We start from the raw sequence: 16941 nt of genomic DNA, 5'->3' as shown, positions 1-16941 counted from the left end.
AAATTCTCAATCAAAAAATATACAGTCAATTCTCGGCAACTAAAAAGGCTGCCCCTTTTGAGACAGCCTCTCTTCTTCGGGAGATTTGTGACAAGAAAGGTGAATCCAGAACTTTCTTAAATTATCCTTCAAAGTAGCATCGTGTAATATGAACTTAGAACCCCCAATAGCGATGTCTTAAACTCCCCCTTTGAAGGGGGAGTTCTTCTTCGGGAGATTTGTGACAAGAAAGGTGAATCCAGTACTTTCTTAAATTATCCTTCAAAGTAGCATCGTGTAATGTGAACTTAGACCCCCCAATAGCGCTGTCTTAAACTCCCCCTTCAAAGGGGGGGGCCTTCTTCGGGAGATTTGTGACAAGAAAGGTGAATCCAGTACTTTCTTAAATTATCCTTCAAAGTAGCATCGTGTAATGTGAACTTAGAACCCCAATAGCGCTGTCTTAAACTCCCCCTTTGAAGGGGGCCAGGGGGGATGTTCATTTACTTAGCATGTTATCTTCTAAGTATCTCTTAAAAACTATCCAGCGTTTAATTCCACAATTTTATATTCAATCGTTCTCAGTACGTTCAACAGGTCTTTTTTTACCTCCTCATCATCAAACCTTAAGAAAATCACTCCTAAAGATTCCAAATGCGTCTGCCTCATAAGATCATTTTTATGGTTTCCTTCATTATAATGGGTAAAACCATCTACTTCGATGGCTAGCTTTAACTCATGACAATAAAAATCGACGATAAAATTAGCGATAGGCACTTGTCGATGAAATTCAACGTTCAATTGCTTTGTTCTGATTTGTTGCCAAAGTAACAACTCTGCCTTAGTACTGTTTTTACGTAGCTCTCTGGCTAGTTTCTTGAGCCAGGGCTCATAAGAAATAATTTTATTTCGTTTGGCCATTGGTGTTTTGTTGATGAGGTAAATGCCAGGTGCGCTGTTTTACATCCCCCTTTATCCCCCTTCAAAGGGGGAATTGTGCTTCGGCAAACTTAGTGCTATTAGAATTAAAATAGCACTTCTTTAAACTAACCTTGAAGTAGAGGATTTGAAATCCCGAATTATATGCTTTCGGATATCAAATCCAAAAGAGAAGTTCAGTACGGTATTGAAAAAAGCAGCCATACCTGGTATGACCGCTTTTGATTTCCCTAATCAATTATTTTTTAAGCACTATAATTGCCTATATGTATAGGCCTCCGATTAATCCATTTTCTTTCGATTGAGTGCCATATTGGGCTTTTACAAAGGCTTTAATACGTTGTACACGATCTGTTAATTCCTGGTAAAGCTGATCTCGTAACTGGCGATCGCTATTTAGTTTTACAAATCGTTTGGCAACCTGTTCATTAAGTGTTTGCAATTGCTGCGATCGGGATTGTAAGTTTTCGATAGAAAGGGCTGTATGTGATACTTTATAGCCCTTCAATTGAGAGAGACTATTTGTTAAATCGATCAGGGATTGTGTAAGCGAACCATATGATTGTTGTGAAAGTGAGATCTTTTTTACAGCATCTTCTGATTTTGACAAAGTTGAAGGAGGATTAATTTTTACTCCTCTAATCTTTTTGATCATTACCGAAATACTGTCTGATTCTTTGGAATAACGTCCAAAATGTGCCTCAACCGAATTCTTAATAGGGGAGAGCACCTTTACCAATGAATCAGGGCCTGAATGAAAGGCCGAATGGCGATCTTTAACCATCAATTTGTATTGTTGTGAGGTTTCAGCCATTGATTTGTTGATTTCATGGATTTGATTAATAAGGGTTGTCATTGCCTCAATGCTTTCTTCGGTACGTGGTGGCGTATAAACCGGAAATGCCTGAACATAGGTTAATAAATCTTGTGCGCGTTGAAGCCTGGCTCCAAATGAACGCTCTGATGCTGATGTTGTCCTGTAAAGATAGATAAGAGATGTTTTTACTAAATAGCCTGTAAAGCCTTTCGGCTTGTTTTTCATATTTTATTAGAATATACTCATCTTCAATACTTTTTGCGCAAGTTTATATAAAAAAATGACTTTAAAGTAAGTGAGGCTGATTATTACGATTTTATATCGCAGTTACAATTGTATAACATGCAACACTAATTCCATTAACTGCAGGACACATTTTAGAGACGGCGTTTTTTATTTTACAGACTGTAGATAGCTTTCCATTACTCTCAATTCGAATTATATGGTTTGCATAAATCCTTTAACAGACAGCGTAAAGGATTTTAATAAATACATATTCATCTACTGGAAATTCATATGCGATTACAACACAGATACATTATGTTGCAAGTGTTGATGAAGTGATTTTATGAAAGGTAGAAGGGAGTAATTAGGGCATTAAATGGGAGAAACAGGCGTAAAGAGATTGTCTCAAAAGGTAAATACCCTTTTGAGACAAAACACTTTAGTGTTACACCTCTTGTTGTTGTTCGATAAACAACTCGATCAAATGTTGTACAATTCGATCAGCCGTTTTTCCATCCCATAATTCCGGTATACCACCTTTTTTCCATTCTCCTTTGAACAGCTTTTCTAATGCCGGGCGAATATTTTCAGGGTTGGTACCAATTAATTCATTGGTGCCTATCGTACAAGTTTCCGGGCGTTCTGTGTTATCTCGTAATGTTAAACAAGGTACTCCCATAACTGTAGTTTCCTCTGTTATACCTCCCGAATCAGTTATGACTGCTTTGGCGTATTTTACTAAATAGTTAAATTCAAGGTAGCTCATCGGTTCTGCTAAAATCAGATTCGGTGAACTAATGCCTGTTTTCTCTAACATTTTAGCTGTTCTGGGGTGAACAGGGAATAAAATTGGTAATCCTTGCGTATTAACCAAAATTTCTTCCATTAACTGTTTAAACGAAGTTTCATTATCAACATTTGCGGGGCGGTGCAGTGTTAAAACAAAATAGTTTTTAGATTTTAAATTGTTTGCATCCCATAGTTTAGGTGCTTTAAAGCGAGGCATTTGCTTTAACAGCGTATCAATCATGGTATTACCTACAAAAAAGATCTGCTCTTCAGAAATATCATTATTGCGAAGATTAACGTTCGCCATTTCTGATGTGGTAAAGAAATAATCGGTAATGGAATCGGTCACCAAACGATTGATCTCTTCAGGCATGCTCCTGTCTCCTGAACGAATGCCTGCTTCTACATGAGCTACTTTAATGTTTAATTTTTTAGCTACAATGGAGCAAGCCATTGTTGATGTCACATCACCTACCACCAAAACTAAATTAGTAGGGTTTTCAAGAAGTTCTTTCTCAAATCGAATCATGATGTTCGCAGTTTGTTCTGCTTGAGAGCCACCACCTGCTTCCAAATTTGCATCTGGTTCAGGAATACCTAGCTGTTCAAAAAAATCATGACTCATCTTCTTATCATAATGCTGGCCAGTATGAACCAAACGATACTGAATATCTATTCCTGATTTTTGTTGATTTTGGATGGCTTCAATTATCGGAGCAATTTTCATAAAGTTGGGCCGTGCTCCGGCAATAAGAGTTATTGTCATAGTAGTCTAAACGGAAATTATTTCTTGATCGAATTGCCTGATTAGTGATGCAGTTTCATGAATATTGTTTTTCGACGAAGCTCCAAATAGGATGGATTCGATATTTGGCAAACCACAAACGTATTCCAAAGCTTCCTTTGGCGAAATGGCACCTGAGGCTAATACTTGCATAGCTATACCTCTGAACTTCTTAGTTCGAAGAGTTTCTTCGTACAATTCCCTTCCTCCCGACATGCGAAATCCAACTTTATTGATAGAAGAACAAATAATAGGATTTTCAATACCGCCTTCCTCAAGAACTTGTATTAGCAGGGGCAGATTCATTGTAATAAAACCAGCTTCTGCGTTGTATTTCTTTTTGACATAGCCATGAAAAGCAATTAGAATATCTTTCATTCCAAGGCCCAAAAGGAGATCTGTAATAACATTTTGCAGAAATATTACTGGAGTATTAATTCCTTTGAACATTTTCATTTCAGTATCAATCAATAGTTCCATCATTGATAGGTAGTCTTTTGATAAGAAGGCTATACCTCCCTTGAACATTGACCCCAAAAAATTTCCTGGAACATATTCTTTCAGTGTGCCCACAATGCCCAATTCTGTGACTGCATTTGCATATTTATGGGCATAAGGCATACAAGGATAAATCTTAAAGTCATTATACTTATTAGGATTTTGTCTTATGATTTCACAAATATTTGCAATGCGGTCATGTGTTGTACACATAAAAGTATTTATTCCTGCATTTATTGCATGATCTAGTGTCCTTATGATTGCCTGATCATCTTTGAATTTAATAGATTGAGTTCTGGACTTTTCGTCTGAAATATGATTTACAGCAAAAAACTGATTGTCACCAAATAATATTCTTTCCATTAAGCACTTAGTTTTATTAATTCTATCGCTAAATCCGTCTTCCACGCTGATTCAAATGTGTTTTTGTTATTAGGAACTTTTCCCTGGATTGCCTTAATAAAGTAATCTACCTGGGCAGAATACTCCTCTCCTCTTAAATAAAAGTCTACCTCTTCAGCGAAGTCGGTAATATATTTCACATTCCATCCTTTAGTGTACCCTTCAGGACAATTATCCTCTTTAAAAAACACTTTTAATTCATTAGCATCAGAAACAATCTTTCCTTTTTTACCTAAGATAGTAAGTTGGGTTGACATCTTTCTGTATGTATCATCACTCCAGTTAACCGATAACACACCTGAAACATTATTTTCTAACTCTAGCAATGAGAAAACTGAATCTTCAACACCTTCTGAAAATATAGGTTTTAGCAAACTACTTTTAACATTTTTAACTGGGGAAATCAAGTAATTGATAAGATCGATCACATGCGAGGCGTAATCCATAAGGCAGCCTCCACCTTCACTGGCATTAGAACGCCAATTATCTTGTTTTTTCTTTACTACGACAGGGCCATAAGATTCTCCAATGAAATGGTAAATATCACCTATAGAGCCACTATTTAAAATGTTCTTAACTTCATTGAATGTGCCGATAAATTTGTTGTGATATCCAACCTGGTTGATCAAACCTTTTTGCTTTGCCAATTCTACTAATTCTGCTCCTTGTTTTGCTGTAAGACAGAAGGGCTTTTCTGCAAAAACATGAATACTTTGGGATAAAAGATCCTTTACGATCTCATAATGAAACTTGGTGGGTACTGATACAAATACCGCATCAGGCTTACTCACTTCAAGCATTTTTTTGTGGTCACTAAAACAAGGAAAGGGAGTGTATTTATTTAATACATCCAAAACTAGTTTAGAAGTGTCGCATACCCCTACGACTTCAGCATCTGGGTGAGCGCCAAGAATTGAGAGGTGTGAGATACCCATCTTACCAGCGCCAATTAATCCAACCTTAATCATTGATTGTTATATTTTAGTATTTGGTTTTTAATAAAGTAATAAGCCTCCTTGCCTTTTTCCATCAATTCGAAGTCGGCATTTTTATTAGAGATTGATTCCATAAATGAAATGATTTTACTTGCGGTTAGTTGAGGTTCATGTTTCATTAAACCCTTTTTCAATATGTACTCATCTACATCCAGTAGTTCATCTTGATAAACAGAAATTGTAGGTATCCCTAAAAGAGCAATTTCGCGGGTCATGGACCCTCCGGCTCCTATGAATACCGTACAATTTTCAGCAATGTAATCGAATTCCAAAGGTTTTTCGACCACAATTATTTTTGAAAACTTAGATTGTTTATAATGTGTTTTTTGAGTATTATCTCTCGGTAAAATAGTGATTGCGTAATTGTTCTGTAATTCAATCAATGCTTCATCCATAAAGTTTAGGCCACCTTTATAATATTGGGCAGTTAAGGGTTCAGGACGGACAAATATTTTTATCGGATCATTGACAAGCTCTTTCCTCTTTTTTTGAACCTGCTGACTTTTCCGCCAAAGATAAATCCCTTCCTTTACTCCTGGATATTGTTTAGTTTTTATTTTACTAGAACCTTTTTTTAATATTTTCTCTACCGATAAATTCTCAGGAATTAACACTTGGGTAGCAAAAATAAAGCTAGGAATGTTCCCCATTGCATGTTCATTATCGTTAGTATAAATAGAAGGAATGCCTAGTAACCTAGCAACTAGGGGCGAATGAAATGAGCTTTGTGAAACTGCTAAATCAAGGCGATGATTTTTTAAAAACATCCATAACTGAAATACCCGAATTGGGTACCCAAATATTTTTTTATAGAGATTCTTACCGTAATGCTCACCAATTACTGTAAAGCTCAGATTCTTCTGTTGTAATAAATCAATAGTATTGGCAAGTGGCCTACAAGTTATAATGATATCATGTCCCTCTCCTTCCAATTCCTTAATGAGGTCATGAAACATATTAATATGGGGAGAGTTTGATAGGTCAAACCAAATTTTCATACGTTATTTCAATTCTGCTTTCTATATTTAATTAATTTTGCAGGCACACCACCTACAATTGAATATGGCTCAATATCTTTTGTTACAACAGCTCCAGCACCAATTATGCTACCCTTTCCTATTTGAACTCCAGGCATTATTATAGCATTTCTTCCTATCCACACATCATCATCAATGGTTGGGCCTATATTCCTATTTGTTCCTTGAAAAATCATAGGTATTTCAACGGATTCAAAGTCATGTGATGACCCTATAATAGCCACATTAGGAGCAATCATTACATAGTTCCCAATTGAGGCTTTTTGTATATAAACATTTTCATTAATGGCACAAAATGAACCAATGGTAATTTCTTTACCATTACCAAACCGTACATTCTGTTGTATTTTTGTGTTTTTCCCAAGTTGGTTAATAAACTGCTTGATCAAAAAAAATCTTATTGAATTAAATAACTTACCTAATGGAAAATAACTTGAGGGAAGTTTATTCGCAACTAGGTAATAAATTATTAAACTAACTTGCTTTTTCATTATCACTTAAAATATTCTCATAAATGGCGTAAATCCTTTTCGTTACAGAGGCTTGATCAAGTTTTAAGTCTATAATTTTTGACCTTCCATTTGTTAATCTCTGTTCAGGCCTCAATAAAAACAATTGAGCTAATTTATCTGTAAACTGTTCCGGTTCAAAAGAATCAATAACCCAACAGTACTCAACACTGTCGAGTAAATTGGAAACGTCTCCTACATTTGTGGAAATAACAGGAACTCCACTTGCCATTGCCTCTTTAATAATCTGTGGAGAGCCTTCACGAATCGAGGTCATTAAAAGGCAATCTAAAGTTGATAATTTTTCTATAACCTGTGCTCGCGTTAAATTATGAAACTCAATAATTTTTATATTTTTATGAGCTTCTGCTAGCTTAATGATTATTTTCTTAAATAATTTATAGTTTTTTTCGGGCCTATTTTTATCCCCAGGAAAACCTATTATAAAATCACTCGTGGCTCCATTTTTTCGATTCAAACTGAATTGATCAATATTTATCCCACATGGAATTTTGTAAAGATTATTTAGTGAAGTATTAAGCAGAATCCTCATTTTGTCGTTAAGGATAATAATTCTATTTACTTTTCGCGCAACAATCCTTGTTATTGTTTGCATAAGACCTGGTTTTGTTATGTCACTTCCATGTAGAGTTAAGACAGAAGGAGTTTTAATGAATGGATTAAACAGCATAAAAAGACCAGATAGTCCAAAATGTATATGGAGTATATCAATTTCTTTCGAGCAAATTAGCTTGTTGATTTGAAAAATACTTTTTAAATAATTCAATTTAGAAGCCTTACCATTTATAATGTAGATTTCATGATCAAATATTTGAGTTTGGCTTAAATATTCTATCTGTTCTTTAACATGTATTCCTTGGTAAATATGATCCTTTGTTGGATACATATTAGTAATAAATAATATTTTCATTTTTCCTATTAATGCTCAAATATTTTAATTAAATTCTTATTTATTACTTCTTTCCATAAGAAACTAACACTACTCTCTTTAATCATCATTTGATTAAAATGATGGCTCTCAAATTTTAAATAAACTTCAGAAAGACCATTGATAATGGATGACTCATGGTCTTCAATTATTACACCATTGCTTGGATTAATTACTTTATTGTTTTCAAAGGTATTCGTAGCTATCACAGGTAAACCTGATACAAGGTATTCATATGTTTTAGTTGGGGGTTGATGTTCATACCATGAGGTTAAAGGTATGTAGCTAACACCAATGGAGGCATCTTCAAAATAAGGGTGGAGTTTATCTTGGTTTATTCTACCTAACAATTCTATATTGGTTATTTTATTTTGGATGGTATAATTCTGAATTTCAGAAAGTTCATTGCCTGGACTATCTCCAATAATTCTTAAATGCACTTTATATGAATTATTTTGTTTGGAAAACTTGTGAAATGCCTTAATGAATGTTAAAAAATTTCTTCCTTGAAGGGTTCCTACATAAATAAAGATTAATTTTTCGCTTTGAGTATCTGTTTCCTTATAACATTCTCCACCCAAAGGCAAAAGAGTATAGTTTTTTATACTTAATTTTTTTGCAACTCCATCACTTACTACAGATATATTCTTAAATGCATAAGACTCTAACTTGAGAAACAAATTATACGTGATTCTTTTTGCCCAACTGCGATTGACGGATAGGGTTCTAATATCAAGGTTAAATTTTGGGGTTGATGATAGTAATTTAATAATTGATATTCCTCTTATATATGTAGAGAAAACTATATCATAATTTTTTTTTATTTGACGATGAATAGCTTTTAATAAACGAAAATTTCTTTCTACAAGACTTCCTTGTCTTGAAATATAAATAACTTCAATTCCTTCAATTTCTATTTTAGATTTTTGATAATCCCAACATACATACGTAATGGAGAATTTTTTGTTTAAGTATTCACAATACTTTAGTGTATCCGTTAAATAACCAAATTGGGTTGATGATGTAATTAAAACTCTTTTCTTATTTTGCATATTTTTTCAATAAGGAATTTTTTTCAAAGTAAAGTGAATAATAATTCATTGTTATTAAGGCAACAATAGTTGAGAAGAAAATAGCAATAAAAAAACGTTCACGGAATGCATCATTATAGAAAAAAATAATTCCTACAATCCCTGCTAAGAAAATTTTTTGATAGTTATTTAGTTTTATTGTATTCAAATGGAAATTGAGGGAGATTTTTATTACTAAAATAACATAGCAAACTAAACTTAATCCCCCTGTAATAAATAAATAAAATAAATAAGGTCGGCTACCAATTAAAAGCCAATTGTATTTATTAGCAAATTCTGACTTGCCAAGAAAACTACTGCCTTTAAAAGCTCCATACTCTATACCAAAAAGTAAATTGCCTAAATCATTAGAAACAATTGATAAACCTAGTGATAGTTTGGTAAATCTTGGGACATCATCATAATCCTGAGCATTACCAGCTAAGTAATAGTTTAAATAATCCTTATTGAAAATAGTGTTTATTGGATTATCGTAAGATCTTCCCTGATTGGAATAAAAACTTGAATAAAATGCAATAGTTGTAATGCTTAAAACTCCCATTGCTATTAAACTTTTGACGTTTTTTATCTCCAATGCACAAATCATAAAGAGCGGAATTATAATAAAGGAAATTTTGGTTTCATTAAATAATATTGGAAGTAACAATGGCAAATGAATAAATGTACAATATACTTTTCCTGCCTTTTGAACTTTTACTTTATAATTAATAAGGAAAAATGTTAGAATAAAAATCGATAATGTCAAAACACCCGATCCTCCAAATCCCAATGTCCCTCCAACATAATCTCCCGCCCCATAAGTAAGGAATTGAATTGCTGTACAGGGAATTTGAATTAAAAGGAAAATATATGCGAACTTTCGAAATAATTTAAGGAAATAAGAAGTTTGATTTGTTGAAATTATAGAATAGATAAAACATATTCCTGTAGGAATGATCATTATTTCTCTAATTCCATTCAGAAAGGTAATTAAATTAGTTTTATTATAAATACATCCTATAACTGCAAAAATAAGAATGCATAGATTTAGTTTTTTTAGATTTTTTGGACAAAATTTTAATGAATTTAAAAAGATTACTAAGAGTAGAGTGTCTATTAGTAAATCAGCTATTAATGTATTATTTAAGAAAGCAATGAAATCTATAAATACATATTTATAAAGGGAGAGAGTGTATAAGATACAAAAAAAAAGATTTATGCTACGCTTCACAACTTATATGCTAAAATTAGATCCAACTTTTTCATTTTAATTCTTAAATCATTTTAATCTGTGTTACCATTAGGCATATTAATTTTCAAAATACAGGTTAAGGTAATTTTTTTTATATTTTATAACTGTCAATAGGATTGTGCTGAATAAAACAAGGAATATTATAGTAATATAAATCCATGCATTATTTAATTTATGATTTATTGTAAAGAGCATTAAACTGGTAAGTATGGAGGTAAATAATATTGGTAAAACTTTTACTATTTGTGGTATGTGTTTTCTCATTGCAAAGAAATATAGCATTAATTGAAAAATGTTAGATATTAAGTTAGCAATTGATGCTCCATACCCACTATAATGTTTAATTAATATAATATTAGCTGCTATATTAAAAATACTTGTAAAAACAGTTATCCATAAAATGATTTTTGATTTCTTAAGTGCAATTAAAATATTCCACTGCATTCCTATTAATGTATAAAAAGGAACAGCAATACATAAGATTTCTATTGTATTTTGATTAACAGCTCCGTATTTACCATTTGTAAAATAATCTACAAGTGGAGTCCAGCCTATACACGTCAGTGTAGGGATTATGATTGAGATTATTATGCTGAACTTCATTCCTCCAATAACATTATTGACCTCTTGATTAAAGGTTTCTTTGTCAGCACATATTCTACTTAATTTTGGGATAACTATAGTGCTAATTACAAAATGAGGGACCCAGGTTATTTCGTATATTCTGTATGCAAAAGTGTATTCGGCGGTTTCTTTCATGCTCTGATAAATTCCCATGAAGATCCAGTCAAACCTCGATAAAGCACTATTGAAAACAATTATCCCTAATAATGGAAGCGATTCCTTAATTATGCTTTGAAAAATTTTTTTATCAAAACTGAATGAGAAAAAAGATTTTTTTTGTTTTGTTATTGTATAATAATAATAAACGATTGTTAGGAAATTGGCAATTATTATTCCTTCGAATAATACAACAGGATTTGAGTAGATTAAAATACCAATAACTCCAGCAATTATTTTAATACATGTATTTATAATATTTGCTGTTGAATTAATTTTGAATTTTTCTAAACCTGAAATAGCTTGACGGCATAGCATAACAAAATAGCCCAAACTTCCAGCTAAAGAGCCAAAAAACAAGTATAAAAATATAGTTTCAGTCTTATTTGAATAAAAATATACTATGTAGAAAGCCGTGCTAATTACAATTCCGATCGTAGTTAAATAACTAAATAAAGGATTACCTATTTTGTAAAAATGGTTTTTCTCAACAGCAATTCTTCGGGTGATAACATTCTCAATTCCTAATGAACAAATACTTGCAACTATTGTAGTAAGTGAAGTCGCCCAATTATATTCACCTAGGTCTTCTTTATTTATTTTGCTAGCAATAAAAAAGAAAAAAAGTGCGGTTGTGGCGATAGAGAATATTCTTTCGAAACCAACAATCGTGTAATTTGAATTAAGAACTTTTTTAAGCATGGCTTACAATCTCCCATCGACCAATTCCCTATCAATAAAGGCTTTGGTGTCAAAAATTACCGCATCATTGCGCTTGAACTTATTAAAGTCGAATTGTTCAAATTCTTTATGTGCCACCGCAACAATAATACTATCGTAAGCTGCCGTTTCATCAAGGGTTGAGTGAATATCAATGCCATATTCATGCTTCACTTCTACTTCATTGGCCCAAGGATCATAAATGTCTACTTTAACGCCAAATTGGCTTAGTTCATGGTAAATGTCTATGACGCGCGTGTTGCGGGTATCGGGACAGTTCTCTTTAAAGGTAAAGCCTAAAATCAGCGCTTTTGATCCGTCTATTTTATGACCTTTTTTAATCATCAGTTTAATGACTCTGTTAGCCACAAACATTCCCATGGTATCGTTTACTCGTCTACCCGAAAGAATAACTTGGGGATGGTAGCCTAAGCTTTCAGCTTTGTGTGCTAAATAATAAGGGTCAACCCCAATGCAGTGTCCGCCAACTAAACCCGGTTTGTATTTTAGGAAATTCCATTTGGTGCCAGCTGCTTCAATTACATCATTGGTGTCGATGCCCATGCGATCAAAGATCAGTGCCAGTTCGTTTACAAATGAAATGTTCACATCGCGCTGTGCATTTTCAATGGCTTTAGAAGCTTCCGCAACTTTTAAAGAAGGCGCTTTGTGTGTACCCGCTGTAATGATAGCAGCATATAATTGATCTACCACTTCTGCAATTTCAGGAGTGGAACCGGAAGTTACTTTCTTTATTTTGGTAAGGGTATTTATTTTATCACCCGGATTAATTCGTTCAGGTGAGTAGCCGCAGAAGAAATCCTTATTGAATTTTAATCCACTTACTTTTTCCAATACTGGTACGCAATCTTCTTCAGTACAGCCCGGGTAAACGGTGCTTTCATAAATCACAATGTCACCTTGTTTCAATACTTTTCCTACGGACTCACTGGCCTTTAACAATGGTGTTAGATCTGGTTTTTTAAACTGATCTATAGGAGTAGGGACGGTAATGATGAAGATATTACAGTGTTTTATGTCTTCGAGGTTGGAAGAAAAAGATAGTCCATGGTCCATATCCTCGACTACGCTCGGACTGACTTTGACTCCGCCCAGACTGACGTGGGCTTCGCTTACCCTTCGACTTCGCTCAGGGGGACAATGGTCTTCGACTTCGCTCAGACTGACAGTAGAAACAAGAACGGCTTGCAAAGTGGCTGTTTCCACTTCCTGGGTACGGTCGTAGCCGTTATTGAGTTCTTCAATACGTTGTTGGTTTATATCAAAACCAACAACAGTATATTTTTTTGCAAATTCAATTGCTAATGGTAAGCCAACATAACCCAGTCCAATTATGGCAAGTTTTGGTTGATTCATTTTTGGTTTGGTTGAGTTCTTGATCTATTTATTTTTTCCCTTCCCAGTCTTGCTTCGACTACGCTCAGCAAGACTGCTTAGGGGGACTGTTCAGCCCTTTCCCGAGAACTATCAGGACTCAGGGTCCCTTCGACTTCGCTCAGGGTGACGACGAAAACGTCAGGCTGAGCGAAGTCGAAGCCTATACTTTTGCTTTTATTTTTCCATTCAGTTTTATGCCTTTTACACTTGGGTGTTCCTGGTAATAACCATATCCGTACCCGTAGCCATAACCGTAGCCATATTTTCCGCCTTCTTTAATGGCGTTGAATACAAGGTTCAGGTTTTTAAAGCGTTGCTCTTTATAAAGAGTTTCCACAAATTTCAAACGCTCTTTTGGTGTAAAGTCATGACGCACCACATAAAGGGTTGCATCGGCATATTTCTCCAATAATTGGGCATCGGTAACCACACCCACCGGTGGGGCATCAATAATAATATAGTCGAATTTTTGTTTAAGCTCATCCAGTAATCCTTCTAATCCGCCGTTCATTAATAACTCAACAGGATTTGGTGGAATCGGTCCGCTGGTTATGATGCTGTAGTTTTCTTGTCCGGGAACATCACGCAAAACCTCTGCAAGAGAGGCATGTCCTGCCAGGTAATTACTTATTCCTTTGGTGTTGGAAAGTCCCAGTGCCGGATGAAGCTTCGGCTTGCGTAAATCGAGTTCAAGGATCACGGTTTTCTTGTTGGTCATGGCCAAGCTTGCACCTAAATTCAGGGAGATGAAGGATTTGCCTTCTCCGCTCATGCTTGAGGTAAACAGTAGTGTTTGCAGTTTTTTGCCGGGAGCAAGAAATTGTAAGTTGGTTCTTAGTGCACGAATTTGCTCTGCCATCACACTGCGGCTATTCAGACTAACCACTAAGGCCTCTTCATGCTCGGAGTAGGAAATTTCTGCCAGAATAGGCGTCTTTGTCTGGTTTTCAATGTCGCTCCGTTTTTGAACCTTGTCATTCAGCAAATCAATCAGATAGATAATTCCAAAAGGAATGGCCAACCCCATTAAGCCAAATAATAAAAGTATATTTCGTTTAACTGGTTTAACTGGCTTACTACTACCACGGGCAACATCTATTGTACGGCTATCAGGTACCGCCGAGGCATAAGAAAGGGCCGTTTCTTCACGTTTTTGCAATAAGAAGATATACAGGTTGTTCTTAATCGCTTGCTGGCGGGTGATATCAACCAGTTCTCGTTCTTTGCGTGGTACAGAGCGAATCATTCCTTCCATGCGCGCATTTTCACTTTCCAGTTTAGTACGTGCGGACTGAAGATTCCCTTTAAGGTTTTCGATGTTCTCCGCAATATTCAGTTTTAAGCCCTTGATCTGATCATCCAGCGCAATGATAATTGGATTGTCAGTACGAACCAGTTTGATAGAACTTTCGCGTTTGAGTTCCAATTCAGTTAATTGCTGAATCAGGCCTAATAGGGTAGGGTCGCTTATGCCAAGGGTGGCTGGTACAGTTCCGGCTTTGTTCGACTTACTACGAACATATTGTTCGATATTGGTAAGCACACTTTGTTGAATTTTTACTTCATTTAATTGTGCATCATTATCCTGTACGCTTTTTAAGAAGATCTTTGATTCTTCACTGATGTCAGTGATTTTTTCTTTTGCTTTGAAGTTTTCAACATTACGCTCTACATCACTCAAATCGCCAGCTATCAGTTTCAACCGTTCTTCAATGAATTCCAAAGTAATTGAAGCCACTTTATTTTTATCTTCAATTGCAGCGGTATTGTATTCTTTGATCAATCCATTTAACAGATCACGGCCTTTTTGAGGTACAGTGGTATTTATTCCGATCAATAATACGGAAGCCATTTTATTGGTGGCTTCTACAGAAAGATCCGTTTGTATGTCTTCAACAACATCATTTTCTGGAGAAACAATGATGCTAAGTTCTTTTATAGCAGCACTCTTACCTGTTGTTTTGAGCATTAAAATACCAAATGGGGTGTTAACGGCTTTATTTAAAGGTATTTGTTGTCCATTCAATATAACTGTTTGGGCATCTTTGATCGTCACTTCAAGTGGTTGATGGTAAATGCTGTCGTTTGGACGGATCAGCTCCAAACGCAATGGGCTTTCTGTATAAAGATCGTTTTTGCGAAGGCCATCTCTTACCAGGTATGCAACATTAAGATGGAGGTCATGGACTAACTTCTCAATTATAGTGTAAGATTTAAGAATCTCGATCTCATTTTCCACCACTTTGTTGGATGAAAATAGATCCAGGGATTTTAAAATGTCGTCCTGTCCAAGTCCTTTTTTATCATCCTTAATTAAGATGCTGGCTTGAATATGATATTCGGGGTTTTTAGAACTCAGGTAAAAAAAAGCGACAATAATTGATAGAACAAAAGACAAGGCAAACCATTTCCAATAAGCCAAATATTTAAATAAGATGGCTTTTAGGTTAAAGTCTTGTTGCTCTTCCTGTTGAAAGAAGAAAGGATCTATAATCGGTTGATTCATTTCTTTTTTGGTTTACTACCACATAAAAAAAATTTAATGTGATATGTCCTGAGTTGTTTGTTCTTTCGTATGTAACACGATTTGGTTGGTGCTACACTATTGCCAATAATCTTTAACTCAACTTTATTCGAAATAAAGCAGAGGTAAGGACTTTTACGTAATTACTTCATAAAAGTTGCGAAGATTACTGTTAATAATGATAAGCTACTAATAATAACAGGGGCGAGCTGAACTGCTCTGTCTGAAGAGGTTATTCTTCCACTAGTTGGCTCTACGTACACAATGTCATTTGAACGTAAGTAGTAATAAGGAGAATTAAAAAGGTCGCGTTGGGTGAGGTCAACTCTTCCAAATTCACGTTGGCCATTGTTTTCCCTGATCACTAATACGTTATGTCGTTTACCGTAAATGGTCAGGTCGCCTGCCAGGCTCAATGCTTCCGGTAAGGTAATTTTTTCATTTGGGATGGTGTAGACCGATGGACGGTTTACCTCGCCCATTACAGAGATCTTATAATTAAGAATCCGAACGTTCACGGTAGGGTCAACCAGGAACTTGTTCAGTTTCTGTGTAAGTAAGTCGCTTGCGGCTTTGGTACTTAATCCGTCAATTTTAATCTTGCCTGCAAGGGGTAAGGAAATATAACCTTCCTCGTCAACCAGGTAGCCCATGGCAGGTGCACCCGAATTACTTTGTACTGTTTGTTGAGAAGTGGTAACTGTTTGAATCGGGAAGGGGTTAAACATGGCGCTAGCCTCAGGGCTTAAACTGCTTACCATCACCGCCAAGATATCACCGGCCTGAATAGTGGTGATGTATTTATTGTTAATTGGAAGTTTTGTAATATCTGAGTTTTGGTCACTTGGTTGAAAATAAGTAACCTGCTTTTGGTTTACACAACCGGTTAATAATGCCACTAAAAATGCCCAGCCCAACAGCGCAGGGAGGAAAAATCTTTTCATCAATACTTGCCCAATTTAGATACTTAATTGTTAGAGAGAGGCGTAAATAATTTAGCGCACGAAACTATAAAAAAAAGATTAACTAATTAATTATCTATGGTTTTTGTTGAAAAAAATGATTGGATCATGTGTGGGTGTAATTAATGGTTAAGGGTTTTTACTGAGGGTTATCGGCACGAGCACTGTCAGTTCCTGCGTGTCATCCTGAGCGGAGTCGAAGGGTTATAACGGCTCTTATTCTTACATTTCTCTACTCGCGCGCGTTTGCGAGGCTGTGTAAAAATAAGTTTTACCTATAGTTTATAAGTATGTATTTTGAGGAAAATACAG

13 protein-coding genes and 1 pseudogene are annotated in these 16941 nt (G+C 35.1%); all 14 read right to left on the bottom strand.

What is annotated here, in order from left to right:
* Positions 1-519: 519 nt before the first annotated feature.
* The 14 genes and pseudogenes from NF867_RS12520 to NF867_RS12455 all read right to left on the bottom strand — a co-directional run bounded on the left by NF867_RS12520 (position 520) and on the right by NF867_RS12455 (position 16611).
* Complete coding sequence (locus NF867_RS12520; RefSeq protein ID WP_252588342.1) at positions 520-900, bottom strand: endonuclease domain-containing protein; 381 nt, start codon at positions 898-900, stop codon at positions 520-522.
* A gap of 280 nt (positions 901-1180) precedes the next feature.
* Entirely contained in the window at positions 1181-1960 is a 780-nt protein-coding gene (locus NF867_RS12515) for a hypothetical protein (protein WP_252588341.1), read from the bottom strand.
* A 445-nt stretch (positions 1961-2405) separates the two neighbouring features.
* Positions 2406-3515: a non-hydrolyzing UDP-N-acetylglucosamine 2-epimerase gene (gene wecB, locus NF867_RS12510; protein WP_252588340.1), complete on the bottom strand. Its 1110-nt coding sequence runs from the start codon at positions 3513-3515 to the stop codon at positions 2406-2408.
* 6 nt (positions 3516-3521) lie between these two features.
* A complete protein-coding gene (locus NF867_RS12505) occupies positions 3522-4394 on the bottom strand; it encodes a hypothetical protein (protein WP_252588339.1) in 873 nt (290 codons plus the stop codon).
* Positions 4394-5401, bottom strand: coding sequence for a Gfo/Idh/MocA family protein (locus NF867_RS12500; RefSeq protein WP_252588338.1), 1008 nt, complete (start codon positions 5399-5401; stop codon positions 4394-4396). Before NF867_RS12500 ends, NF867_RS12505 begins: the two co-directional genes overlap by 1 nt.
* Entirely contained in the window at positions 5398-6426 is a 1029-nt protein-coding gene (locus NF867_RS12495; RefSeq protein ID WP_252588337.1) for a DUF354 domain-containing protein, read from the bottom strand. Before NF867_RS12495 ends, NF867_RS12500 begins: the two co-directional genes overlap by 4 nt.
* Before the next feature lie 8 nt (positions 6427-6434).
* Positions 6435-6602, bottom strand: a pseudogene (locus NF867_RS18495) (DapH/DapD/GlmU-related protein); the annotation flags it as partial.
* Between the two features lie 337 nt (positions 6603-6939).
* Complete coding sequence (locus NF867_RS12485; protein WP_252588335.1) at positions 6940-7905, bottom strand: glycosyltransferase family 4 protein; 966 nt, start codon at positions 7903-7905, stop codon at positions 6940-6942.
* Positions 7906-7913: 8 nt separating this feature from the next.
* Complete coding sequence (locus NF867_RS12480; RefSeq protein WP_252588334.1) at positions 7914-8975, bottom strand: glycosyltransferase; 1062 nt, start codon at positions 8973-8975, stop codon at positions 7914-7916.
* The gene (locus NF867_RS12475) at positions 8965-10224 is read right to left on the bottom strand and encodes a hypothetical protein (RefSeq protein ID WP_252588333.1); all 1260 of its coding nucleotides are present in this window, start codon (positions 10222-10224) and stop codon (positions 8965-8967) included. The genes NF867_RS12480 and NF867_RS12475 overlap by 11 nt, the downstream gene beginning before the upstream one ends.
* Positions 10225-10302: 78 nt before the next feature.
* Positions 10303-11727 carry an oligosaccharide flippase family protein gene (locus NF867_RS12470; RefSeq protein ID WP_252588332.1) on the bottom strand — a complete coding sequence of 475 codons (1425 nt, stop codon included), beginning with the start codon at positions 11725-11727 and terminating at the stop codon, positions 10303-10305.
* 3 nt (positions 11728-11730) lie between these two features.
* Positions 11731-13122 carry a nucleotide sugar dehydrogenase gene (locus NF867_RS12465; RefSeq protein ID WP_252588331.1) on the bottom strand — a complete coding sequence of 464 codons (1392 nt, stop codon included), beginning with the start codon at positions 13120-13122 and terminating at the stop codon, positions 11731-11733.
* Between the two features lie 181 nt (positions 13123-13303).
* Positions 13304-15649, bottom strand: a complete 2346-nt coding sequence (locus NF867_RS12460) for a GumC family protein (RefSeq protein WP_252588330.1) — start codon at positions 15647-15649, stop codon at positions 13304-13306.
* A 161-nt stretch (positions 15650-15810) separates the two neighbouring features.
* Positions 15811-16611: a polysaccharide biosynthesis/export family protein gene (locus tag NF867_RS12455; protein ID WP_252588329.1), complete on the bottom strand. Its 801-nt coding sequence runs from the start codon at positions 16609-16611 to the stop codon at positions 15811-15813.
* Positions 16612-16941: the final 330 nt, after the last annotated feature.

The organism is Solitalea agri (genome assembly GCF_023914155.1).
Classification (GTDB): domain Bacteria; phylum Bacteroidota; class Bacteroidia; order Sphingobacteriales; family Sphingobacteriaceae; genus Solitalea; species Solitalea agri.
The sequence above is the reverse complement of the archived record's forward strand: the minus strand, read 5'-3'. Positions and strand labels throughout refer to the sequence as shown.